Origin of the sequence: Aeromicrobium wangtongii, assembly GCF_024584515.1 — a bacterium.
Lineage (GTDB): Bacteria > Actinomycetota > Actinomycetes > Propionibacteriales > Nocardioidaceae > Aeromicrobium > Aeromicrobium wangtongii.
Genome location: NZ_CP102173.1, coordinates 2,324,789 through 2,347,616, shown reverse-complemented (window position 1 = coordinate 2,347,616; position 22,828 = coordinate 2,324,789). Strand labels below are relative to the sequence as shown.

The window sequence follows — 22,828 nt, the reverse complement described above, 5'->3', positions numbered from 1 at the left end:
CCACGGTAGCCGGGCCCCGGGTCGCGCTACAGCAGCTCGGCCTCGTACATCGTGATCGCCACCTGCACCCGGTTGGTCGCGTCGAGCTTGGTGAAGATGCGCGAGATGTGTGCCTTCACCGTCGCGATGCTCATGTGCAGCGCCGCGGCGATCTCGGCATTGGACGAGCCGCGCCCGACGGCGACGGCGACCTCGCGCTCCCGGTCGGTCAGGCAGGCGATCCGACGCTGGGCGATGTCCGCGCGGGCGTCCGGCGCCGCATCGGTCACCTGGCGGATGAGCTGCTCGGTGATGGCCGGAGACAGCATCGGCTCCCCGGCGACGACCCGCGAGACCGCGTCGACGATGTCTGCCGGGGCGGTGTCCTTGAGCAGGAAGCCGTTGGCGCCCGCCGCGAGGGCCCGCACCACGTACTCGTCGGCGTCGAACGTGGTCAGGACGATGACCTTGGGGGGCTCCGGGAGAGCCAGGACGGCCGCCGTCGCGGCGATCCCGTCCATGACCGGCATGCGGATGTCCATCAGCACGACGTCGATCCCGCCGGCGCGCACGCGGTCGACGGCCTCGCGGCCGTTGGTCGCCTCGCCCACCACGGCGATGTCCGGCGACCCGCCGAGCATCAGCGCCAGGCCGGCCCGGACGAGTGCGTCGTCATCGGTGAGCAGGACACGGACCGTCATGCCGGCCACGGTAGCCATGCGGTGAGGATGAACGCGCGGTCGGGGGAGAGGCGGTGCGTCAGGGTGCCGCCGGCCAGCGCCGTACGCTCGGCCAGGCCGATCAGGCCCAGACCCGACTCGGGCGCCCGCGCCCCCGCCCCGATCGGCATCGGGTTGCGGACGATGACCCGCAGACCCTCGCTCGGTCCACCCGCGAACGTCACGGTCACCAGCGTGTCGGGGGCGTGCTTGCGGGCATTGGTCAGTGCTTCCTGCACGACCCGATAGACCGTGCGGCCCAGCGACTCGGGCACCGCGGCCAGGTCGACCGCGCCGACCTGCTCGAGCCGCATCCCCGACGACCGTGCCTCGTCCAGCAACGCCGGGACGTCGGACGCGGCGGGCTGCGGCAGCTCGGGATGGGCGTCGCCGGGACCGTCCCGCAGGATGCCCAGCACCTCCCGCAGCTCGACCATCGCCTCGTGGGCGTTGTCCTGGATGATCCCGGCGGCGGCCCGCATCTCGTCCGCCGACAGGTCCTGGCGGTAGACCAGCGCCCCGGCGTGCATCGTCACCAGCGAGATCCGGTGCGCCAGGACGTCGTGCATCTCGCGGGCGATGCGCGCGCGCTCGGCCGTCCGGGCCTGCGCGACCCGGGCCGCCTGCTCGGTCTCGGCGGTCACGGCGCGCTCGCGCAGCGTCGCCATCAGCTCGCGGCGGGAGCCGATGTACATGCCCCATCCGACGGTGACGGCCAAGATCAGCACGAGGAACAAGATCGTGAGCGCGTACGACTCGACGCCGACGGGGTTGAGGGCCTCGACGGTCACCCCGGCGGCCAGACCCACGAGGCTGACCGGCAGGACCTCGCGCCACCGCCGCCGGGTCGCCAGCGAGACGAGTGCCAGCGTGGCCGGGCCGCCCGCGGACACCGAGACGAACCCGGCGAGGTTGGTGGCCAAGGCGACCGCGAACGGGTGCCGGCGCCGCCAGCGCAGCAGCAGCAGGCTCACCAGACCGATGGTCAGGTCGCACCAGAACCACCACTGGCGGTTCTCCCACTGCCACCGGGCCAGCTCGGCCCAGGCCAGGGCCGAGATCAGCAGCACGAGGGCGATCCGCCACGCGTTGTCCCACCACGACACGGGCGGCTGGTACGTCACGGGGTGCACCACCCAAGGCTAGGCGCCTGCGGGCATTGCCGGCGACGTCCGAGGGTCTGCGGGCGGCTCATACTTTCGGCTAGCGCGACATGGACGCCCGGTGGATGACTCGGGCGCTCCGGTGCACCACAGTGGTCCCATGATCACAGTTGACCGACTCACCAAGACCTACGGCGGCTACCGAGCCGTCGATGACGTCTCCTTCACGTGCCGGCCCGGCGCCGTCACCGGCTTCCTCGGTCCCAACGGCGCCGGCAAGTCCACGACCATGCGTATCATCGCCGGTCTGACGCGGGCCACGTCCGGCACCGCCCTGGTCAGTGGCGTCGACTACCAGCACATCCCGAACCCGGGCACGCAGGTCGGCGTCCTGCTGGACGCCTCCGCGCAGCACGCCGGTCGCACCGGACGCGAGATCCTGACCCTCAGCGCCCTCACGATGGGCCTGCCGACCTCGCGCGTCGACGAGATGCTCGAGCTGGTGAGCCTGACCAAGTCCGAGTCCAAGCGCCGCGTGCGCAACTACTCGCTCGGCATGCGCCAGCGCCTCGGCATCGCCAATGCGCTGCTCGGGGACCCCAAGATCCTGATCCTCGACGAGCCGGCCAACGGGCTCGATCCCGCGGGCATCCACTGGATGCGCGCCCTGCTGCGCGACTATGCCGACCGGGGCGGCACCGTCCTGCTGTCGTCCCACCTGCTGCACGAGATCGAGGTCATCGCCGACGAGATCATCGTCATCGGGCACGGCAAGATCGTGGCCCAGGGCACCAAGGACGAGCTGCTCAAGAACGCCGGCACGTTCGTGAAGGCCGGCGACATGTCCGGTCTCGCCAACGCGCTGACGGCTGCGGGGATCGACGCCAGGCCGTCCGGAGACGGCGGCCTGCGCACGGAGGCCACCGCAGAGCTGGTCGGCAAGGCCGCTGCCGCCGGGGGCGTCGCGCTCCTGGAGCTGCGGAAGGCCGAGGGTGCGGGTCTGGAAGAGATGTTCCTCGAGCTCACCAGCGACACCCAGCGCGACGTCATCACCCCCGAAGGAGCCCAGTCATGAGCAGCGCAGTCGCCACGATCGACACGACGCGGCCGGAGGTCCCGTTCGGACGCCTGGTCCGGGTCGAGATCCGCAAGATGTTCGACACCCGGTCCGGTTTCTGGCTGATGCTCTCGACCGGCATCCTGCTGGCGCTGACCGTCGGCATCACGCTGCTGGTCATCGCTCTGGACGATGACACGTCGCTCAGCGCCGGCGACTTCTCGTCGGTCCTGACGATCCCGCTGTCGATCCTGCTCCCGGTCTTCGCGATCGTGACGGTCACCAGCGAGTGGGGGCAGCGCAGCCACCTGTCGCTGTTCACGCTCGAGCCGCGGAGGGGCCGCATCATCGGCGCCAAGCTGGTCAGCGTCCTGGTGCTCGCGGTCGGCACGATCGTGCTGGCACTGGTCCTGGGCGCGATCGCCAACGTGGTGGGTGCGGCCATCGGCGGCTACGACGTCGTGTGGAACCTCGATGCCAGCAACATCGCCTGGACCATCGCGCTGCAGCTCGCGTACTTCCTGATGGCGTTCGCGCTGTCGATGGTGTTCCTGAGCTCTCCCGGCACGATCGTGGTGTTCTACATCTTCGCGCTGCTGCTGCCGTTCATGGTCTACCCGCCGCTGTTCTTCGCCTTCGACTGGGCGCAGGACCTCATCCCGTGGGTCGACTTCAACTACGCGGCGAGCCCACTCGTCTCCGGTGAGGACTTCGGTGGCGAAACCGTCGACGTCGGGTTCCTGCAGTACGCGCAGTTCGCGACCACGCTGGTGCTGTGGATCGTCATTCCGTTCGTGATCGGCCTGCGACGGGTGCTCACGACCGAGGTCAAGTAGGTCACGAACGCGACGTGCGGGAGGATGGCGGCATGCGCAAGCGTGTCGCCATTCTCGGCTCGACCGGCTCGATCGGTACCCAGGCCCTCGAGGTCATCGCCGCCAACCCCGATCGGTTCGAGGTCGTCGCCCTCGCAGCCGGTGGCAGCAACCCACGACTGCTGGCCGAGCAGGCCATCGCCTTCGACGTCCCGCTCGTCGCGGTGGCCCGGGCCAGCGCCGCCGAGGACGTCCAGCTGGCGCTCTACGCCGAGGCGCAGCGCCGGGGATACGCCCACGGCGACCACCGGGTGCCGCGGCTGCTGGCCGGCCCTGACGCCGCCACGCAGGTCGCCCGCACGCCGTGCGACGTCGTGCTCAACGGCATGACCGGCGCGGTGGGCCTGTTGCCGACCCTCGCGGCGCTGGAGGCCGGCACGACGTTGGCCCTGGCCAACAAGGAGTCGCTGATCATCGGCGGGTCGCTGGTCACCGGTGCCGCGAAGCCCGGCCAGCTGGTCCCGGTCGACTCCGAGCACTCCGCGCTGGCGCAGGCGATGAGGGGCGAGCGTCCCGAGGACGTCCGCAAGCTCGTCGTCACCGCCAGCGGCGGGCCGTTCCGTGGACGGACCCGGGCCGAGCTCGCCGACGTCACGCCCGAGCAGGCGTCCGCCCACCCGACCTGGGACATGGGCCCGGTCATCACGATCAACTCCGCGACCCTGGTCAACAAGGGCCTGGAGGTGATCGAGGCCAATCTGCTGTTCGACATCGGCTTTGACCGGATCGAGGTCGTGGTCCATCCGCCGTCGATCGTCCACTCGATGGTCGAGTTCGTCGACGGCGCCACGATGCTGCAGGCTTCCCCGCCCGACATGAAGCTGCCCATCGCCCTCGGCCTGGCCTGGCCCGAACGGGTGCCGGATGCTGCGGCCGGCTGCGACTGGACGCAGCCGGCGACGTGGGAGTTCTTTCCCCTCGACGAGGAGGCGTTCCCGGCCGTCAGCCTGGCCCGCGCCGCCGGCGCCTTCGGGCGCACGGGGCCGGCGGTGTTCAACGCCGCCAACGAGGTGTGCGTCGACGCATTCGTCGACGGGCACTTGGACTTCCTCGGCATAGTGGACACGGTGGGCGAAGTCCTGGACGAGCACATGTCCGATCCGGACGCAGCCCGCCAGGAAATGTCCCTCGACGGCGTGCTGGGCGCCGACACATGGGCCCGGCAGCGGGCCGCGGAGCTGGTGGAGAAGCGATGAGCGATGCGGTGATCTACACGATCGGCGTGGTGGTTTTCGTCCTCGGAGTCGTGCTCTCGATCGCATTGCACGAGTGCGGGCACATGTACCCGGCGAAGAAGTTCGGCATCAAGGTCACCCAGTTCTTCGTGGGCTTCGGCAACACGGTCTGGTCGACCAAGCGTGGCGAGACCGAGTACGGCATCAAGTCGATCCCGCTGGGCGGCTACGTCAAGCTCGTCGGGATGCTGCCGCCGGCCAAGGACGCCGATCCGCACGAGGTGCGCAAGACCAACACGGGCATGTTCACCCAGCTGATCTCCGACGCCCGCACCGCGGAGTACGAGCACGTCAAGGACGACGATCTCGACCGGCTCTTCTACCGCAAGCCGTGGTGGCAGAAGCTGATCGTGATGTCCGGCGGCCCGATCGTCAACATCATCATCGCGGTGTTCCTGTTCGGCGTCGTGTTCATGGGCTTCGGTGCCCTGACGCCCACCACGACCGTCCAGGCGGTGTCGGACTGCGCCATCAGCGATGCCGAGGCCGGACGCACCTGCAAGCCGACCGATCCGCAGACGCCGGCCAGCAAGGCCGGTCTGCAGCCGGGTGACCGGATCACCGCATTCAACGGCGAGAAGATCGACGACTGGGAGCAGCTGTCCAAGGACATCCGCGCCAACGGCTCGCGAGAGGCCACGATCGAGTTCGTCCGCGACGGCAGGCCGATGAGCGCGACGGTCGCGACCTCGGTGCTGGCGCGCGCCGACCTGGACGACCCGACCAAGACCGTCGAGGTGGGCTTCCTGGGCGTCACGCCCACCGAGGAGATGCAGCGCCAGGGCCCGCTGTACGTCGTGGACGTGATGGGCGACTACGTCGTGGCCACCGCCAAGGCGATCTGGCACCTGCCTGAGCGCATGGTCGACGTGACCCGGGCGGCCTTCGGCGCCGACCGCGATCCCGAGGGACCGATCAGCGTCGTCGGCGCGAGCCGGGTGGCGGGGGAGTCGTTCACGATCGACGACCCGACGTGGTCGGAGCGGGCGCAGCGCGTGCTGGTCCTGCTGGCCGGGCTGAACCTGTTCCTGGCCATGTTCAACTTCATCCCGTTGCTGCCCCTGGACGGCGGCCACATCGCCGGCGCCCTCTGGGAGGCCGTGCGCCGCGGCTTCGCGAAGCTGCGGGGGGCACCCGATCCGGGATACGTCGACGTCGCCAAGATGCTGCCCGTCGCCTACGGTGTGGGCGCGATCCTTATCCTGATGAGTGTGATCCTGATCTACGCAGACATCGTCAACCCAGTGAGCCTCTCATGAGTACGGACCTCGGACTCCCGGCCATGCCGCCGCCGGTGCTCGCGCCGCGGCGCAAGACGCGCAAGATCAAGGTCGGCTCGGTGTACGTGGGCGGCGACGCTCCCGTCTCGGTGCAGTCGATGACCACGACGCTGACCTCCGACGTCAACACGACGTTGCAGCAGATCGCCGAGCTGACCGCCGCGGGTTGTGACATCGTCCGCGTTGCGTGCCCCAGCCAGGACGATGCCGACGCGCTGCCGGAGATCGCGAAGCACTCCAACATCCCGGTCATCGCCGACATCCACTTCCAGCCCAAGTACGTCTTCGCTGCGATCGACGCCGGCTGCGCCGCGGTACGCGTCAACCCGGGCAATATCCGCAAGTTCGACGACCAGGTCGGCGCGATCGCCCGTGCGGCCAAGGACGCCGGCGTCTCGATCCGCATCGGCGTCAACGCCGGCTCGCTGGACAAGCGCATCTTCGACAAGTACGGCTCCGCCACACCCGAGGCGCTGGTCGAGTCCGCCGTGTGGGAGGCGTCCCTGTTCGAGGAGCACGACTTCCACGACTTCAAGATCTCGGTCAAGCACAACGACCCGGTCGTGATGGTCAAGGCGTACGAGATGCTCTCCGAGCGTGGCGACTGGCCGCTGCACCTCGGTGTCACCGAGGCCGGGCCCGCCTTCCAGGGCACGATCAAGAGCTCGGTCGCCTTCGGCTCCCTGCTCAGCAAGGGCATCGGCGACACGATCCGCGTCTCCCTGTCGGCCCCGCCGGTCGAGGAGGTCAAGGTCGGCATCCAGATCCTGCAGTCGCTGAACCTGCGTCCCCGCAAGCTCGAGATCGTGTCGTGCCCGTCGTGCGGTCGCGCCCAGGTCGACGTCTACACGCTGGCCGAGCAGGTCACCGCGGGTCTCGAGGGGCTCGAGGTGCCGCTGCGCGTGGCCGTCATGGGCTGCGTCGTCAACGGTCCGGGCGAGGCCCGTGAGGCCGACCTCGGCGTCGCCTCCGGCAACGGCAAGGGTCAGATCTTCGTCAAGGGCGAGGTCATCAAGACCGTCCCGGAGTCCAAGATCGTCGAGACGCTCATCGAGGAGGCCATGCGCCTCGCCGAGGGCATGGAGCCCGTCGACGGCGCGACGCCGGCCGTCAGCATCAGCTGACGGTCAGCGGTTGGGCCGCACCACGGTCTGTGCCTCCACGACGCGGACGGCGGCGGTGGCCGGGGCGCCATCGATCGTGGTCGGAGCGCCGGGGATCGCTGCTGCAGGGATCGGGTTGCCGCCATGGGTGAACGTCAGGTCGTAGACCGTCGTCACCGTCGCCTTGAACGCAGGCTGTCCGTCCACCGATCCCGCGCCTCGCCTCGACGAGCGTCGGTACTCGTGGACGCAGTTGTTCTGCGCCTCAGCCGAGGTGGTCGCGATGGTCGGGCATGTGAATGTCCCCGAACCATCGCCCGGATCGACGGTCATCGTGCGGATGGTCGCGCGCGCCGTGACGGTGAACGCCGTGGCCGTGACCTCGCGCTGGACCCCGTCGAGCCAGAACCACGTGTCGAGGTTGACCAGTGTGAGGCCCGCGGGGCTGACACCGACGGTCGGCGTTGCGAAGTCCAGGGCGTCGACGGCCGACCTGACCTGCTCGATCAGGGAGGGCGGCTCCTCCTCGTCGCCGGTCCAGAAGATGCGACGCGGGGCGGGCGGCCCCATCGAGCCGTTGTAGCAGAGCGTCACGCGCGCAGTGGAGTCCTCGTTGGGCTTGTCCCCCTCGGGCATCACGAGGGGGGCGAAGTGATCGACGTTGAAGCAGACGTCGTTCTTGATGCAGAACGGAGCCGAGGGATTGTCGTAGCCGCTGTCGACGGGGCGCAGCTCGCAGGAGCCCTCCGAGCCGCTGCCAGTACCGGTCTCGGGGGTGGTGGCGGGCGTCTCCTCGGTCGTGGTCTCCGTGCAGGTCAGCACCAGGTTGACCATCTCGCACGTCTCCTCGGCGGCCGCGGGCGACGCCGCCACCAGCGCGCCGCTGAGGGCGGCCGCCAGAGCCACCATCGCGGTCGCCGCGGCATGGCCCATCCTCGATCTGATCAGCACTTCTCCACCTGCTCTCCTCGCGGATCCGAGATGACCCAGCGGTCGTCCATGCGCTCCAGGCCGATTGTCAAGTCCGTGACACCCACGGGCTTGGAGCCGACGCCGGGCTGGGCCTGGCCCTTCTTCAGCGTGAAGACGCGCGATCCGTCGCGGCAGCCCTTGACCGTCGCGGTGTCGCCCGACACCGTGACGGTCGAGATCGTCAGGCTCGGGACCCCGCTGTACCTGGCGTCGTCACCGGCGGACTTCACGGCGTCGAGCACCTCGGGCGTCGCCAGGTCGGCGATCGCCGTCGAGATGGGGAGGTCCCCGGAGCCGAAACCTGCCTGGTTGTAGGCCTGGACCACGTCGACAACCGCCCGCTGCTCGGCGGTGTAGCCGTCAGGGTCGGAAGCGGCCGACGCCGTCGGGGCGTCGGAGGTCGGCTTGATCGTGGGCTCGTCGTCGGAGCTCCCGCACGCTGTCAGCGCGGACACCGCCAGTACCGCTGTCGCGATCCATCGTGCTGGTCGCCTGGATGTCATGAACCCCCCGTTTCACAGGGCGCAAACCCCTGCGCCTGACCAGATGGTATCGGTGATCGGCTGTCTACTCATCTGTTCCCCGCGGGCACGGTCGTGGTGGTCCAGGGCGGGCCGTAGGCTGGAGCCCACCACCCTGGGAGGCGAAGTGCTGAGGACGACGACTCATCTTCGTGCCCTGACGCCCCAGGACCTGCCCGAGCTGCACCGGCTGCTCGACCTCGACCCGCTGGTCAACCTGTTCGTCCGCAACCGGGTCGACGCCACGAAGCTGCAGGCCCGCTGGCTCGGCGGTCAGGTGTGGGGGTACTTCGAGGACGGCGCCCTGGTGTCGGCGTGCCACGCCGGTGCCAATGTCGTGCCGGTGGAGGCGACGCCCGCCGCGCTGGAGATGTTCGCCGAGCAGATCCTGGCCGACAACATCCGACCGTCGTCGATCGTCGGGCCGCGGGACACCGTCCTCCCGTTCTGGAAGCTGCTCGAGCCACGCTGGGGGCCGGCGCGGTCGCCCCGGCTCGCGCAGCCGTTCATGGTGCTGGACCGCGACAGCCGCATCCCGCCCGATCCGCGGGTGCGGCCGGTGCTGATCGACGAGTTCGAGGCCGTCTACCCGGCCTGTGTCGCGATGTTCACCGAGGAGGTCGGTGTCGACCCCGAGGCCACCAGCCGGGCCGGGTACCGGGCACGGGTCGCGCAGCTCATCTCCCAGGGCTGGTCCTTCGCGATCATCGAGGACGGCGAGGTCATCTTCAAGACCGAGGTCGGAGCAGCCACGCCCCAGGCCTGCCAGCTGCAGGGCGTGTACGTGCACCCCGACCTGCGCGGCCAGGGCATCGCCGGGCCGGCCATCGCGGGCGTCGTGCACCTCGTGCGCCAGACGATCGCGCCGATCGTGACCCTCTACGTCAACGACCACAACACGGTGGCGCGGCGCGCGTACGAACGCGTCGGCTTCGAGCACACGACCACCTTCGCGTCCATCCTGCTGTGACCCGGCCGCGCGGCTACGCTCGCGGGATGACTCGCGACATCAAGCTGATGGCCGGCGCCTTCGTCGGCATGGGCGTGCTCCACTTCGTCAAGCCCGGTCCCTTCGAGCGCATCGTCCCGAAGGTGCTCCCGCGCAAGAAGGAGCTGGTCTACGCCTCCGGTGTCGTCGAGATCGCTGCCGGCGCCCTGATGCTGAACGACCGCACCCGGCGGCTCGGTGGCCTGGGTGCCGTGGCACTGCTCCTCGCGGTGTTCCCGGCGAACGTCCAGATGGCCGCGGACGTGGTGCGCAGCCGTCGCGCGCCCCGTTGGTACAAGGCCGGGACGATCGCGCGGCTGCCGCTGCAGCTGCCCATGATCCGCATCGCGCTGAAGGCCGCCCGGAGCTGACCGCTGCTCGGGGACCCGACCGGGCCGGAGGATAGGGTCGAGGCATGCGCATGTCCAGGCTCTTCCTCCGTACGCTCCGCGACGATCCGGCCGATGCCGAGGTGCCCAGCCACAAGCTGCTGGTCCGTGCGGGCTATGTCCGCCGCGTGGCGCCGGGCATCTACTCGTGGCTGCCGCTGGGCCTGAAGGTCCTGGCCAAGGTGGAGCGCATCATCCGCGAGGAGATGGAGTCCATCGGCGCCCAGGAGGTCCGCTTCCCGGCGCTGCTGCCGCGGGAGCCCTACGAGGCGTCCAACCGCTGGACCGAGTACGGCCCGAACCTCTTCCGCCTCAAGGACCGCAAGGGCAATGACATGCTCCTGGGCCCCACGCACGAGGAGATGTTCGCGCTGCTGGTCAAGGACCTGTACTCGTCGTACAAGGACCTGCCCCTGAGCCTGTTCCAGATCCAGACCAAGTACCGCGACGAGGCCCGCCCCCGCGCCGGCATCCTGCGTGGGCGCGAGTTCATCATGAAGGACTCGTACTCCTTCGACATCGACGACGCCGGCCTGGAGCGGTCGTACCAGGCGCACCGCGAGGCCTACATCCGCATCTTCGACCGGCTCGGCTTCGAGTACGTCATCGTCAAGGCCGACTCCGGCGCGATGGGCGGCTCGGCCAGCGAGGAGTTCCTTGCGGTCTCCGAGACCGGCGAGGACACGTTCGTGCGGTCCGCCGGCGGCTACGCGGCCAATGTCGAGGCCGTGACGACGGTCGTCCCGGACGCCATCCCGCTCGACGGCCTGCCCGCGGCGCACGTCGAGCAGACCCCGGGCACGCCCACGATCGAGACCCTCGTGGCGCACCTCAACGAGGCGTTCCCGCGCGACGACCGCCCGTGGGAGGGCTCGGACACGCTGAAGAACGTCCTGGTGATCCTGCGCCACCCCGACGGGACGCGTGAGCCGCTGGCCATCGGCCTGCCCGGCGACCGCGAGGTCGACGCCAAGCGGCTGGAGGCCTTCGCCGCGCCTGCCGAGGTCGAGGCGTTCGACGACAAGGACTTCGCCGCCAACCCCGCACTGGTCAAGGGCTACATCGGGCCCGAGGCGCTGGGCCTGGAGAGCGCGAGCGGCATCCGCTACCTGCTCGATCCCCGCGTGGTCGAGGGCTCGTCGTGGGTCACCGGCGCCAACGTCTCCGGCTCACACGTCATCGACCTGGTGGCCGGCCGTGACTTCACCGCCGACGGGACGATCGAGGCCGCCGAGGTGCGCGTGGGCGATCCCGCCCCGGACGGCTCCGGACCGCTCGAGCTGGCGCGGGGCATCGAGATGGGCCACATCTTCCAGCTCGGCCGCAAGTACGCCGAGGTGCTCGATCTGAAGGTGCTGGACGAGAACGGCAAGCTCGTGACCGTCACGATGGGCTCGTACGGCGTCGGTGTCTCCCGCGCGGTCGCGGCCGTCGCCGAGTACGCGCACGACGACGCCGGGCTGATCTGGCCCCGCGAGCTGGCGCCCTTCGACGTGCACCTGATCGTGGCGGGCAAGGACGAGACGGTCGTCGCCGGAGCCGAGCAGGTCTACGCCGACCTCGTGGGGGAGGGCTTCGACGTCCTGTTCGACGACCGTCTCGGCAAGGTCTCGCCCGGCGTCAAGTTCAAGGACGCCGAGCTGATCGGCGTCCCGACGATCGTCGTGGTCGGCAAGGGCTTCGTCGATGGTGTCGTGGAGGTCAAGGACCGGGCGACCGGCGAGCGCCAGGACGTCCCCCTGGCCGACCTGATCTCGACCCTGCGCGGCTGACCCGACCAAGATTTGGCCGATGATCAACCGTCTCCGACGGTCGGATCGTCCTGAACGGTTGCTGAGGCGCCAAATCTTGGGGGCTAGGGGAGGCCGGGGAAGGCCTGCGGGGCGCCGCCCCAGGTCTGCTCGGCCAAGGCGGCCCTGGTGACCCCGCGGACCGCGTAGCGACGCAGGCCGCCGTCGGCGAGGCCGGCCAGCAACACGCACGCAGCGGCGATGCGCGCCTCCAGCGACTGTGCGGCGGCCGAGGCCTGCTCCGAGGTCGTGATCGGCCCCACGTCGTACGTGAGCTCGGCGTCGACGGGCTCGGCGCCGAGCGCCCGCAGCCGGGACTCCAAGGCGTCACGGATGTCGCGGCTCTGCTCGAACGAGGCGCTGGCGCGGTCGACCAGGTCGGCCCGGCGGGCACCCACGACGGGATAGAACCAGACCGCCTCGTGCTCCAACGCGAGCCAGGCCTGCAGGGCCTCGACCGGGGTCATGCCAGCCTCCGCACGGCGCGGGCACACTGGGCCTGCCCGGCCGACATCGAGGCCAGCACCCGCACCAAGGCGGCCGAACCGGCATCGACGGCATCCGCCGCGCGATCCGCGGCCGCGTTCGAGAGCGCCTGCTCCAGCGCGTCCAGCGTCACCGGTGCGAGGGACGCCGTGGTGGCGGGGGAGCCGCCGACCGCGGCCAGCTGCTCCCGCACGATGGCGGCCACCGGGGCCAGGTCGACCCCGGGGTTCGCTGCGGCCGCCGCCTCGACGGTCGTCAACAGCGTCGCGCACGCCCGCGCGGCCCGGCGGACGATCCGCGTGTCGGCCGGGTCCGGCAGCGGCTTCGGATCGAGCCCCACGGCATCGGCGACATCGTCGAGCCGGTGCGTGAGATGGCCCACTGTCAGGAGCCCGCCTGCCCCGACGACGGCCGCTCCCGTCCCCAGAAGGACGCGTCGCGTGATCACCCCGGAAGGCTATCCGACGGTCCGGGGGCGCCACGCGGGCACACCGAGCGGCCGAGGCGGTCCGGGCACCTCCGAACATTCGATAAGGTGGGACCCGCATGCACAGCCCGCCGCATGCGGCACGACACCGGGACGGTGTCGACAACTCAAGACGAAGGACGACCCATGACCGACAGTCTGGAGGCCCTCGTCGAGAGCACCGTGGCATCGCTGGGCCTCGACCTCGAGGCACTCGAGCTCACGCCCGCCGGCAAGAAGCGGGTGCTGCTGATCGCGGTCGACCGCGACGGGGGAGTGGGCATCGACCACATCACCGACGCGACCCGCGCCCTGTCGGAGGTCCTGGACTCGTCCGACGTCATGGGCGAGCAGCCCTACACGCTCGAGGTCACCTCGCGCGGTGTCGACCGGCCGTTGACCCTGCCGCGCCACTGGCGCCGCAACGAGGGCCGACTGGTCCGGATCCGGCTGGCCTCGGACGACTCGTCGATCGACGGGCGCATCGGCGCCAGCGACGACACCGGCGTCGAGATCATCGGCCGCACGACGACGCGGTACCTGTATGCAGACATCACCTCAGCGCTCGTACAGATCGAGCTCAACCGGAAGGACGCCTGATGGACATCGACATGGCTGCCCTGCGCGCCCTTGAACGCGAGAAAGAGATCCCCCTCGAGGCGATCTGCGAGGCCATCGAGACAGCACTGCTCTCGGCCTATCACAAGACCGGCGTGGCCCGCCCGCACTCGCGGGTCGAGCTGGACCGCAAGACCGGGCACGTGACGGTCTGGGCGAAGGAGCGCATCGAGGTGCCGCCCGCCCCCGAGCCCGCCGAGGGCGAGGCTCCCGCGCCGCGCCCCGAGCCGGCGTTCACGCCCGAGTTCGACGACACCCCCGACGACTTCGGCCGGTTCGCCGCGACGATCGCGCGCCAGCTGATCATGCAGCGCATCCGCGATGCCGAGGACGAGTCGAAGTACGGCGAGTTCGCCGGCAAGGTCGGCGACATCGTCTCGGGTGTCATCCAGCAGGGCCGCAACCCCCACGACGTCATGCTGGACCTGGGGCGTGTCGAGGCCGTCCTGACCGGCACCGAGCGGGTCCCGGAGGAGAAGTATGCCCACGGTGAGCGGCTCAAGGCGTACGTGTACGAGGTGGAGAAGACCACGCGCGGACCGAAGGTCAAGGTCTCCCGCACGCACCCCAACCTGGTCAAGCTGCTGTTCGCGCTGGAGGTGCCCGAGATCGCCGACGGGTCCGTCGAGATCGTCGCGATCGCCCGCGAGGCCGGCCACCGCACCAAGATCGCCGTGCGCGCCAACATCCCCGGCGTCAACGCCAAGGGATCGTGCATCGGCCCGATGGGCCAGCGGGTGCGCAACGTCATGCACGAGCTGCACGGCGAGAAGATCGACATCGTCGACTTCAGCGACGACCCGGCCGAGTTCATCGCCCAGGCGTTGTCCCCGTCGCAGGTCAAGAGCGTCACGATCGTCGACGCCGCGACCCGCTCGGCGCGCGTCGTGGTGCCGGACTTCCAGCTGTCGCTCGCGATCGGCAAGGAGGGCCAGAACGTCCGCCTCGCAGCGAAGCTGACCGGTTGGCGCATCGACATCCGCTCGGACACCGAGGCCCCCCGGACCAAGGCGGACTGACCAATGAGGCAACCAGTGCGCGAGACGGGTAGACTGGTCGCGGTCGTCCGAACGTGCATCGGTTGCAGGCAACGTTCAGACAAGACCGCTCTGGTGCGAGTCGTCGCAGTTCGAGAGTCCACGACAGTCGTCGTGACCCCCGATCCGCGCGGGACGCTTCCGGGAAGAGGGGCGCACCTGCACCCCACGACCCGGTGCCTGGAGCTCGCGACACGCCGCAAGGCATTCGGTCGGGCCCTTCGAGTCGAGGGGCCGCTGGACCTGAGTGGCCTGGCTGCCGTCGTCGAGGGCCCCGGATCAGATGAGTGACCACCACGGACGTCCGCACCCGCGGCCGTTCCACGACACGAAATCGGAGCACTCGCTCATGAAGAACCGATGAGTACTGCGCGATGAGTACTGCGCAATGAGCACGTTCGTCAACTAGTGGTCTGATCCTCCTTCGGGGTCGGACCCCCCTGAAGGAGAAAAGTGGCTGTAAGAGTCCACGAGCTCGCACGCGAGTTCGGTGTCGAGAGCAAGGTCGTCCTGTCCACCCTGAAAGACATGGGTGAGTACGTGAAGTCGGCCTCCTCGACCGTCGAAGCACCCGTCGTCCGGCGCCTCAACGAGGAGCACGGAGAGGCCCTGCGCGCGCAGGGCGCCAAGAAGTCGGGCAAGGCCGCGCCGAAGCCCGGCGCACCCAAGCCCGGCGCTCCCACGCCCGCGGCACCGGAGCAGAAGGCCGCTCCGGCGGCCCCCGCTGCCGAGTCCGCAGCACCCACGCCGACGCGCACCCCGGGCCCCATGCCCGGCCCGCGCCGTCCGGCCGAGCCCACGCCGGCCCCGAAGGCACCCGCCCCCAAGGCGCCGGCCGCCGAGGCACCCGCTGCCCCGGCCGCACCCAAGCCGGCAGCGCCCGCCGCCCGCGCGACGCCCGGACCGACCCCCGGCCCGCGTCCGCCCGCAGCAGGTGGCGCACGCCCCGGCAACAACCCGTTCTCGTCCACGCAGGGCATGCAGCGCAACACCCCGCGCCCGCCCGCCGCTCGTGAGGGCGGCTCGTCCGCTCCCGCGCCCGGTGGCGCCGGTGGCGGGATGCCCCGTCCGAACCCCGCGATGATGCCGCGCCAGTCCGGCCTGCCCGGACCGTCCGCTGCTCGCGGCGGTCGTCCCGGCGGCGCCCCCGGTCGTCCCGGTGGCGGAGCGCCCGGTCGTGGCGCACCCGGCGGATTCGCCGGTCGTCCCGGCGGAGGTGCCGGAGCCGGCGCACCGGGTCGTCCTGGTGGCGGCGGCTTCAGCGGCCCGCCGCGCACAGGTGGCCCCGGTGGCCGCAACACCCGTGGCGGCACGCAGGGCGCGTTCGGTCGCGCCGGCGGACCCGTCCGTCGTGGACGCAAGAGCAAGCGCGCGAAGCGTCAGGAATTCGACCAGATGCAGGCGCCCGCCATCGGCGGCGTCCGCGTCCGCAAGGGCAATGGCGAGACCGTTCGCCTGACCCGCGGTTCCTCGCTGGCCGATTTCGCCGACAAGATCGGTGCCGACTCGGCATCGCTCGTCGAGGTGCTGTTCCACCTGGGCGAGATCGTCACGGCGACGCAGTCGGCCAACGACGAGACGTTGCTGCTGCTCGGTGAGGAGCTCAACTACCACGTCGAGGTCATCTCGCCCGAGGACGAGGACCGCGAGCTGCTCGAGTCCTTCGACATCGAGTTCGGTGAGGACGAGGGTGCCGAGGAAGATCTCGCGCCGCGTCCGCCGGTCGTCACCGTCATGGGTCACGTCGACCACGGCAAGACCAAGCTCCTCGACGCGCTGCGCAGCAGCAACGTCGTGGACAAGGAGGCCGGTGGCATCACGCAGACCATCGGTGCCTACCAGGTCGCGACCGATGTCGACGGCACCGAGCGTCGCATCACCCTGATCGACACCCCCGGTCACGAGGCGTTCACCGCCATGCGTGCCCGTGGTGCCCAGGCGACCGACATCGCGATCCTCGTGGTCGCGGCCGACGACGGCGTCATGCCGCAGACGGTCGAGGCGCTCAACCACGCCAAGGCTGCCGGCGTCCCGATCGTCGTCGCGGTCAACAAGATCGACAAGCCCGACGCCGATCCGACCAAGGCCCGCGGCCAGCTCACCGAGTACGGACTCGTGCCCGAGGAGTACGGCGGAGACACGATGTTCGTCGACGTCTCGGCGAAGGCCGGCACCGGTCTGGACGCGCTGCTGGAGGCGGTCATCCTGACCGCCGACGCATCGCTGGACCTGCGCGCCAACCCCAAGCAGAACGCCGAGGGCCTGGTCATCGAGGCGCACCTGGACCGCGGTCGCGGCCCGGTCGCCACGGTGCTGGTCCACCGCGGAACGCTCAAGGTGGGCGACTCGATCGTCGCCGGCCCGGCGTTCGGTCGTGTGCGCGCCATGCTCGACGAGTACGGCAACAACATCGAGGAAGCGACCCCGTCGCGTCCGGCGCTCGTGCTCGGCCTGACGGCCGTCCCCGGAGCCGGCGACAACTTCATGGTGGTCGGCGACGACCGCCTGGCCCGCCAGATCGCCGAGAAGCGCGAGGCGCGCGAGCGCAACGCACTGCTGGCGCAGCGCACGGGTCGCCGCACCCTCGAGGACTTCATGTCCTCGATGGAGAAGGGCGAGACCGACGAGCTGCTGCTCATCCTCAAGGGTGACGGTTCCGGTTCGGTCGAGGCGCTCGAGGACGCACTGGCCAAGATCGACGTCGGCGACGAGGTCGCGCTGCGGGTCATCGACCGCGGTGTCGGTGCGATCACCGAGACCAACGTCATGCTGGCCGCGGCGTCCAACGCCGTGATCATCGGCTTCAACGTCCGCCCGCAGGGCAAGGCGACGGAGCTGGCCGACCGCGAGGGTGTCGAGATCAAGTACTACTCGGTCATCTACAACGCGATCGAGGAGATCGAGGCATCCCTCAAGGGCCTGCTCAAGCCGGAGTTCGAGGAGGCGCAGCTCGGTACCGCCGAGATCCGCGACATCTTCCGCTCCAGCAAGATCGGCAACATCGCCGGTTGCATGGTCACCAGCGGCACGATCAAGCGCAACGCCAAGGCACGCCTGCTGCGCGACGGCACCGTCGTCGCGGACAACCTGGACTTCTCGAGCCTGCGGCGTGAGAAGGACGATGTGTCCGAGGTCCGCGAAGGCTTCGAGTGCGGTCTCGTGCTCCGTGGCTTCAACGACATCAAGGTCGGCGACGTCGTCGAGACCTTCGAGATGCGCGAGAAGCCTCGCGCATAAGTAGTTCAGTCCCGGGACGTCATCCCGTGCGAGCCCTCTGCGGCTCGCACGGGATGACGTCCCACTGATTTTCAGGAGATGGAAGATGGCCGGACCGCGTAACGCCAAGGTCGGTGACCGGATCAAGGTCGTCGTGGCACAGATGCTGGAGCGACGGGTCAAGGATCCGCGCCTGGGCTTCGTGACGATCACGGATGTCCGCATGACCGGTGACGGCCAGCAGGCGTCGGTGTTCTACACCGTGATGGGCGACCAGAAGCAGCGCGACGACACGGCCGCTGCCCTGCGCAGCGCCACGGGGCTCATCCGCTCCGAGGTCGGCAAGCAGCTGGGCACCCGCATCACGCCCTCGATCACGTTCTTCCTGGACTCCGTGCCCGAGACGGCCAAGGAGATCGAGGACCTGCTGGCCAAGGTCAAGGCGTCCGACGACGAGGTCCTGTCGCGGACGGCGGGCGCGCAGTACGCCGGCGACCCCGATCCGTACAAGAAGCCGGTCGACGAGGACGACGACGCGTGACCGATGTGCAGTCGGGCCTGGTCATCGTCGACAAGCCGGCCGGCTGGACGTCCCACGACGTCGTGGGACGCATGCGCCGGCTGGCCGGCACCAAGAAGGTCGGCCACGCCGGCACACTCGACCCCATGGCCACCGGCGTGCTGGTGCTGGGCATCAACCGCGCCACGCGCCTGCTCGGCTACCTCACGCACGCCGACAAGGAGTACCTCGCCACGATCCGCCTGGGGCAGTCCACCGTCACGGACGATGCGGAGGGCGAGGTCACCGCGACCACGCCGGCCGGTCACATCGACGAGGCTGCCGTGCGTGCCGCCGTCGAGGCGTACACCGGTGACATCCAGCAGGTCCCGTCGTCGGTCTCGGCCATCAAGGTCGACGGCGTGCGGTCGTACGCTGCCGTGCGCGCGGGGGAGGAGGTCACCCTCAAGGCTCGTCCGGTGACCATCTCGACGTTCGACGTGGACGCCGTGCGCGTGGACGGCGACGTCGTCGACGTCGACGTGCGGGTCGTGTGCTCCAGCGGCACCTACATCCGGGCGCTGGCCCGCGACATCGGCGCCGACCTGGGCGTCGGCGGACACCTGACGATGCTGCGTCGCACCCGCGTCGGCGGATTCCCGCTGCGGCTGGCCCGCACGCTCGAGGAGCTCGAGCAGGAGCTGCACGTCATCAGCCTGGACGACGTCGCGCGGGCGAGCTTCGACTCGTACGACCTGCCCGAGCGCGAGGCGCAGGACGTGCGGTTCGGCCGTGCCCTCACCGGAATCGATCTGGGAGCGCCGCGGGCCGTCGCGATGTTCGACCCGTCGGGGCAGTTCCTGGCCCTGTACGAGCAGCGTGGTGGCGTCGCCAAGCCGGTGGCCGTGTTCGTCTGATCGGTACAGTCTTGGCATGAGTCTGCGCTGGAGGACCCCTCGTCTGCTGCGTCAGGGTCTTCTGGCGATGCTCGGCGCGCAGCTCACGGCGGTGGTCACGCTGATGGGCGCGGATCGGGTCCGGCGTCTCCTGCGCGGGCGCAAGATCCCCGACCTGCCGCCGGCCGACCCGGTCTCGCACCCCGTGGGGGATGGCAGCGTCGCCACGACGTACACGTACGGCGAGATCCTCTTCGAGGACATGCTGGCCGCCATCGAGGGCGCCCAGCGGCGGATCCTGCTGGAGACCTACATCATCAAGGGCGACGAGATGGGGCGCCGGTTCAAGCAGGCGCTGATCGACGCGGCCGACCGGGGGGTCGAGGTCTACGTCATCTTCGACCAGTTCGCCAACCTCGTGGTCAAGCGCAGCTTCTTGAAGTTCCCGCCGCCGATCAACGTGCTGGTGTACCCCATCGTGTCGTCGTGGAAGGTGCTCAGCCCGCGGCACATCGGCCGCGACCACCGCAAGATCCTGGTCGTCGACGACCGGGTCGCGTACGTCGGCGGCTACAACATCGGCTCCACGTACGCGACGGAGTGGCGCGACACCCACCTGCGCATCGAGGGCCCGGCGGTGTGGGACCTGGACAATGCCTTCGTCGACTTCTGGAACACGCACCCGCGGCGCAACACCCCGATGATCGAGCAGAACCCGTCCACCGGGTGGCGGCCGCACATCCGCGCGCACCGCAACGTGCCGCGGCAGCTGATGTTCCCCATCCGCGGCATGTATCTCGAGGCGATCGACCGGGCGCACAAGAGCATCGACATCACCGCCGCCTACTTCATCCCCGACCGCGACATCCTCGCCGCGCTGCTGGACGCCAAACGACGCGGCGTGCGGGTGCGCATCATCGTGCCCCGGATCTCCAACCACGTGGTCACCGACTGGCTGTCGCGCGGCTTCTACGGTCGGCTGCTGCGGGCGGGCGTCGAGATCTACCGCTACAACGACCACATGGTGCACGCCAAGACGGCGACGATCGACGGGGAGTGGACCACGATCGGCACGGCCAACATCGACCGGCTGAGCCTGCTGGGCAACTACGAGATCAACCTGGAGATCCTCGACCAGGGGCTCGCTGCCGGGATGGAGCAGGTGTTCGCCGACGACTGCGTCAAGTGCGAGCGGCTGAGCCTGGAGGACTGGATGCGCCGGCCTTTCGTGGCTCGCGTCTACGAGGCGCTGCTCAAGCCGCTGGCCCTGCTGCTGTGACCGTCCTCGCGGCGGCGGCACCGGGGTGTGGCACAGTTTTCCCGTGACGATCTGGCGCGACTTCCCCGGGGCCTCGACCACCGCGCGTGACGAGCCCGCGGCGGTGACGGTCGGCAACTTCGACGGGGTGCACCGCGGCCACCAGCACGTCATCAAGCGCACCCGCGAGCTGTCGCGCGGGCTGCCGGTCATCGCGGTCACGTTCGAGCCGCACCCGCTGGCGGTCGTGGCACCCGATCACGCGCCGAAGCGGCTCGCGACGACGGAGCGCCGCGTCGAGCTGCTGCTGGCGGCCGGCGCCGACGAGGTGCGCATCCTGGACTTCACCCGCGACATGGCCGCGTGGACGCCGCAGGAGTTCGTCGACCGCGTCCTGCGCGACGAGCTGCAGGCGTCGGTGGTCGCCGTCGGCGACAACTTCCGCTTCGGCCACCGCGCCACGGGAGACACGGCATTCCTGCGGCACGCCGGTGAGCAGGCCGGTTTCACGGTCGACGCCCTGCACCTGGACGGCGGCGCCGAGCCCTACTCGTCCACGCTCGTCCGCGCCCACGTCGCCGCCGGGCGGATGCGGGACGCCGCCGAGGTGCTGGGCCGTCCGCACGAGGTCTACGGAGTCGTCCGCAAGGGCGACCAGCGGGGTCGCGAGCTGGGCTTCCCGACCGCCAACGTGCCGGTCGACGAGGCCTACGCGGTGCCGCCGGACGGCGTGTACGCCGGCTGGGTCGTCCGTTCCGACGGCCAGCGGTTGCCCGCGGCGATCTCGGTCGGCACCAACCCGACCTTCGACGGGGTCGAGCGGCGGGTCGAGTCCTATGTCCTGGACCGCACCGACCTGGACCTGTACGGCGAGGCCATCCGCATCGAGCTGGTCGACGGCATCCGCGGCATGGTCAAGTACGACGGCATCGATCCGCTGATCGCGCAGATGAACGACGACGTCGTCCGCACCCGCGAGCTGCTCGGGCTCTAGCCCTTCGCGGCTGCCTCGACCAACGAGGCGACCGCGGCCATGCCCCGGCGGTTGGGGTGGAAGAAGATCCCGTCGCCGGTGCCGGGCGATGCGCCGTTGGTCCATGCCTGGTCGCCGGCGCACGCGTCATGACCCGTCGATGCGTCCCTGGCCGAGACGTAGGGGACATCGGCCTGCTCGGCCGCGGACGCCAGCGCGGTGTCGAGCGCTTCCTCGGCCGAGACGACGGTCGCGACGTCGCCGGCGGCGATGCCCACCGCGTCGCACGTGCCGTCGGCGGGCATGAGGCGCGGATAGCCGACCAGCACGACGCGGGCGTCGGGGGCGGCCGACCGCACGGCGTCCAGCAACGACACCACGTCGGTCGTCGTCTGCTTCAGGATCGGCGGGACCTGCTGCTTCACGAACGAGCCGCACGCGTCCGACCCGGCGGTGCACGACCGGATCAGCGACAGGAACAGCCCGCCGTCGTTGCCGCCGGCGCTGACCGTGACCAGACCCGGACCGGTGGACAACGCGCCCGAGCGGACGGTGCTGGCCAGGTCGGCGGTCGTCGCGCCCGAGCAGCTCACGTCGGTCAGCGTGAGGTCGAGGGAGTCCGCCACCCGCGTCGGCCAGTTGTCCTGCGAGCGCCCGCAGTAGCCCGAGCCGGCCTGCAGCGGGTCGATGCCCGGTCCGGCGGTGAACGAGTCGCCCAGGGCGACGTAGCTGGACGGCCGGGGTGCCGGCGCCGCAGCGGTCGGCGTCTGGCTCGTGCCGGATGCTCGGGGGGAGTCCGTCGTCGGGTCGGACGAGCATCCTGCGACGATCATCAGCAGCGCCGTCGCAGCGATCACGGCGCGAGTTCTCATGCCCCGAGGCTATAGCGCGGGACAAGCTGTCGATTGGCTCTGGCGACGCCGCCGCTGATACGCTTGACGTTGCCGTGTGATCGGCCACGGACAGAGAGTGCCCCGGTGGATGTGCCCGGGCGCGCCGTGCAACGGAAATCCTAGGAGAAAAAGTGTCGAAGAAGACTGCTGCGCCCACAGTTGCGGGCGTTGCCAAGGAAGACATCATCAAGCAGTACGCGCTCAGCGACGGCGACACGGGCTCCCCGGAGGTCCAGATCGCACTGCTGACGGCTCGTATCGCACACCTGACCGGTCACCTGCAGGAGCACAAGCACGATCACCACAGCCGTCGTGGTCTGCTGCTCCTGGTCGGACAGCGTCGTCGTCTGCTCAACTACCTGCAGAACAACGACATCGAGCGTTACCGTTCGCTCATCGAGCGTCTCGGCCTGCGCCGCTAGCACTGCCGGAGGCGGTCACTTCTCTGAAGTGGCCGCCCCGCCCGCAAGGGCAC

General features: G+C 70.0%; 24 protein-coding genes. 17 read left to right on the top strand and 7 right to left on the bottom strand.

The annotated features are described in order from the left end of the window. Window positions 1–26: 26 nt before the first annotated feature. A complete protein-coding gene (locus tag NQV15_RS11525; RefSeq protein ID WP_232400006.1) occupies window positions 27–680 on the bottom strand; it encodes a response regulator transcription factor in 654 nt (217 codons plus the stop codon). Next, window positions 677–1,831 carry a sensor histidine kinase gene (locus tag NQV15_RS11520; RefSeq protein WP_232400005.1) on the bottom strand — a complete coding sequence of 385 codons (1,155 nt, stop codon included), beginning with the start codon at window positions 1,829–1,831 and terminating at the stop codon, window positions 677–679. The genes NQV15_RS11525 and NQV15_RS11520 overlap by 4 nt, the downstream gene beginning before the upstream one ends. Window positions 1,832–1,961: 130 nt before the next feature. Here NQV15_RS11520 and NQV15_RS11515 point away from each other — a divergent pair, with 130 nt between their 5' ends. Genes NQV15_RS11515 through ispG form a run of 5 tightly spaced genes read left to right on the top strand, consistent with a single transcriptional unit; the run spans window position 1,962 to window position 7,372 of the window. Then, a complete protein-coding gene (locus tag NQV15_RS11515) occupies window positions 1,962–2,876 on the top strand; it encodes an ABC transporter ATP-binding protein (protein ID WP_232400004.1) in 915 nt (304 codons plus the stop codon). Then, entirely contained in the window at window positions 2,873–3,694 is an 822-nt protein-coding gene (locus NQV15_RS11510) for an ABC transporter permease (protein ID WP_232400003.1), read from the top strand. Before NQV15_RS11515 ends, NQV15_RS11510 begins: the two co-directional genes overlap by 4 nt. 32 nt (window positions 3,695–3,726) lie before the next feature. Beyond that, complete coding sequence (dxr, locus tag NQV15_RS11505) at window positions 3,727–4,929, top strand: 1-deoxy-D-xylulose-5-phosphate reductoisomerase (RefSeq protein WP_232400002.1); 1,203 nt, start codon at window positions 3,727–3,729, stop codon at window positions 4,927–4,929. Then, window positions 4,926–6,227 (top strand): M50 family metallopeptidase, encoded by a 1,302-nt coding sequence (locus NQV15_RS11500; protein WP_232400001.1) that lies wholly within the window; start codon window positions 4,926–4,928, stop codon window positions 6,225–6,227. Before dxr ends, NQV15_RS11500 begins: the two co-directional genes overlap by 4 nt. Next, window positions 6,224–7,372, top strand: a complete 1,149-nt coding sequence (ispG, locus tag NQV15_RS11495; RefSeq protein ID WP_232400000.1) for a flavodoxin-dependent (E)-4-hydroxy-3-methylbut-2-enyl-diphosphate synthase — start codon at window positions 6,224–6,226, stop codon at window positions 7,370–7,372. The genes NQV15_RS11500 and ispG overlap by 4 nt, the downstream gene beginning before the upstream one ends. 3 nt (window positions 7,373–7,375) lie before the next feature. Here the strand turns inward: ispG and NQV15_RS11490 are convergent, their stop codons facing one another. Both NQV15_RS11490 and NQV15_RS11485 read right to left on the bottom strand, forming a co-directional pair. After that, window positions 7,376–8,302 (bottom strand): hypothetical protein, encoded by a 927-nt coding sequence (locus NQV15_RS11490; protein ID WP_257125045.1) that lies wholly within the window; start codon window positions 8,300–8,302, stop codon window positions 7,376–7,378. Continuing rightward, window positions 8,296–8,826 carry a hypothetical protein gene (locus NQV15_RS11485; protein WP_232399998.1) on the bottom strand — a complete coding sequence of 177 codons (531 nt, stop codon included), beginning with the start codon at window positions 8,824–8,826 and terminating at the stop codon, window positions 8,296–8,298. The genes NQV15_RS11490 and NQV15_RS11485 overlap by 7 nt, the downstream gene beginning before the upstream one ends. 145 nt (window positions 8,827–8,971) lie before the next feature. Here NQV15_RS11485 and NQV15_RS11480 point away from each other — a divergent pair, with 145 nt between their 5' ends. The 3 genes from NQV15_RS11480 to NQV15_RS11470 are packed head-to-tail and all read left to right on the top strand — an operon-like array spanning window position 8,972 to window position 11,993. Further along, window positions 8,972–9,814, top strand: a complete 843-nt coding sequence (locus NQV15_RS11480) for a GNAT family N-acetyltransferase (protein WP_232399997.1) — start codon at window positions 8,972–8,974, stop codon at window positions 9,812–9,814. Between the two features lie 26 nt (window positions 9,815–9,840). Next, window positions 9,841–10,203: a DoxX family protein gene (locus NQV15_RS11475; RefSeq protein WP_232399996.1), complete on the top strand. Its 363-nt coding sequence runs from the start codon at window positions 9,841–9,843 to the stop codon at window positions 10,201–10,203. A gap of 50 nt (window positions 10,204–10,253) precedes the next feature. Beyond that, window positions 10,254–11,993: a proline--tRNA ligase gene (locus NQV15_RS11470; protein WP_232400348.1), complete on the top strand. Its 1,740-nt coding sequence runs from the start codon at window positions 10,254–10,256 to the stop codon at window positions 11,991–11,993. An 83-nt stretch (window positions 11,994–12,076) separates the two neighbouring features. Here the strand turns inward: NQV15_RS11470 and NQV15_RS11465 are convergent, their stop codons facing one another. Then, entirely contained in the window at window positions 12,077–12,478 is a 402-nt protein-coding gene (locus NQV15_RS11465) for a DUF4439 domain-containing protein (protein ID WP_232399995.1), read from the bottom strand. Beyond that, window positions 12,475–12,945, bottom strand: a complete 471-nt coding sequence (locus tag NQV15_RS11460) for a hypothetical protein (RefSeq protein ID WP_232399994.1) — start codon at window positions 12,943–12,945, stop codon at window positions 12,475–12,477. Before NQV15_RS11460 ends, NQV15_RS11465 begins: the two co-directional genes overlap by 4 nt. 165 nt (window positions 12,946–13,110) lie before the next feature. Between NQV15_RS11460 and rimP the strand changes: the two genes are divergently transcribed. From rimP to NQV15_RS11420, 8 genes are all read left to right on the top strand, one after another. Continuing rightward, entirely contained in the window at window positions 13,111–13,563 is a 453-nt protein-coding gene (rimP, locus tag NQV15_RS11455) for a ribosome maturation factor RimP (protein ID WP_232399993.1), read from the top strand. After that, the gene (gene nusA, locus NQV15_RS11450; RefSeq protein WP_232399992.1) at window positions 13,563–14,600 is read left to right on the top strand and encodes a transcription termination factor NusA; all 1,038 of its coding nucleotides are present in this window, start codon (window positions 13,563–13,565) and stop codon (window positions 14,598–14,600) included. Before rimP ends, nusA begins: the two co-directional genes overlap by 1 nt. 3 nt (window positions 14,601–14,603) lie before the next feature. Further along, on the top strand, window positions 14,604–14,909 hold the full coding sequence (locus NQV15_RS11445; protein WP_232399991.1) for a YlxR family protein: 306 nt from the start codon (window positions 14,604–14,606) through the stop codon (window positions 14,907–14,909). Between the two features lie 162 nt (window positions 14,910–15,071). After that, window positions 15,072–17,855 carry a translation initiation factor IF-2 gene (gene infB, locus NQV15_RS11440; RefSeq protein WP_232399990.1) on the top strand — a complete coding sequence of 928 codons (2,784 nt, stop codon included), beginning with the start codon at window positions 15,072–15,074 and terminating at the stop codon, window positions 17,853–17,855. Window positions 17,856–17,940: 85 nt separating this feature from the next. Beyond that, complete coding sequence (gene rbfA, locus NQV15_RS11435; protein ID WP_232399985.1) at window positions 17,941–18,375, top strand: 30S ribosome-binding factor RbfA; 435 nt, start codon at window positions 17,941–17,943, stop codon at window positions 18,373–18,375. Continuing rightward, window positions 18,372–19,250 (top strand): tRNA pseudouridine(55) synthase TruB, encoded by an 879-nt coding sequence (gene truB, locus NQV15_RS11430; protein ID WP_232399984.1) that lies wholly within the window; start codon window positions 18,372–18,374, stop codon window positions 19,248–19,250. Before rbfA ends, truB begins: the two co-directional genes overlap by 4 nt. A 16-nt stretch (window positions 19,251–19,266) precedes the next feature. After that, the gene (locus NQV15_RS11425) at window positions 19,267–20,508 is read left to right on the top strand and encodes a phospholipase D-like domain-containing protein (protein ID WP_232399983.1); all 1,242 of its coding nucleotides are present in this window, start codon (window positions 19,267–19,269) and stop codon (window positions 20,506–20,508) included. 43 nt (window positions 20,509–20,551) lie between these two features. Further along, on the top strand, window positions 20,552–21,481 hold the full coding sequence (locus NQV15_RS11420; protein ID WP_232399982.1) for a bifunctional riboflavin kinase/FAD synthetase: 930 nt from the start codon (window positions 20,552–20,554) through the stop codon (window positions 21,479–21,481). Here NQV15_RS11420 and NQV15_RS11415 read toward each other — a convergent pair. Continuing rightward, window positions 21,478–22,332, bottom strand: a complete 855-nt coding sequence (locus NQV15_RS11415) for an SGNH/GDSL hydrolase family protein (RefSeq protein ID WP_232399981.1) — start codon at window positions 22,330–22,332, stop codon at window positions 21,478–21,480. The genes NQV15_RS11420 and NQV15_RS11415 overlap by 4 nt on opposite strands. A gap of 203 nt (window positions 22,333–22,535) precedes the next feature. Here NQV15_RS11415 and rpsO point away from each other — a divergent pair, with 203 nt between their 5' ends. After that, window positions 22,536–22,775 (top strand): 30S ribosomal protein S15, encoded by a 240-nt coding sequence (rpsO, locus tag NQV15_RS11410; RefSeq protein WP_372490364.1) that lies wholly within the window; start codon window positions 22,536–22,538, stop codon window positions 22,773–22,775. Window positions 22,776–22,828: the final 53 nt, after the last annotated feature.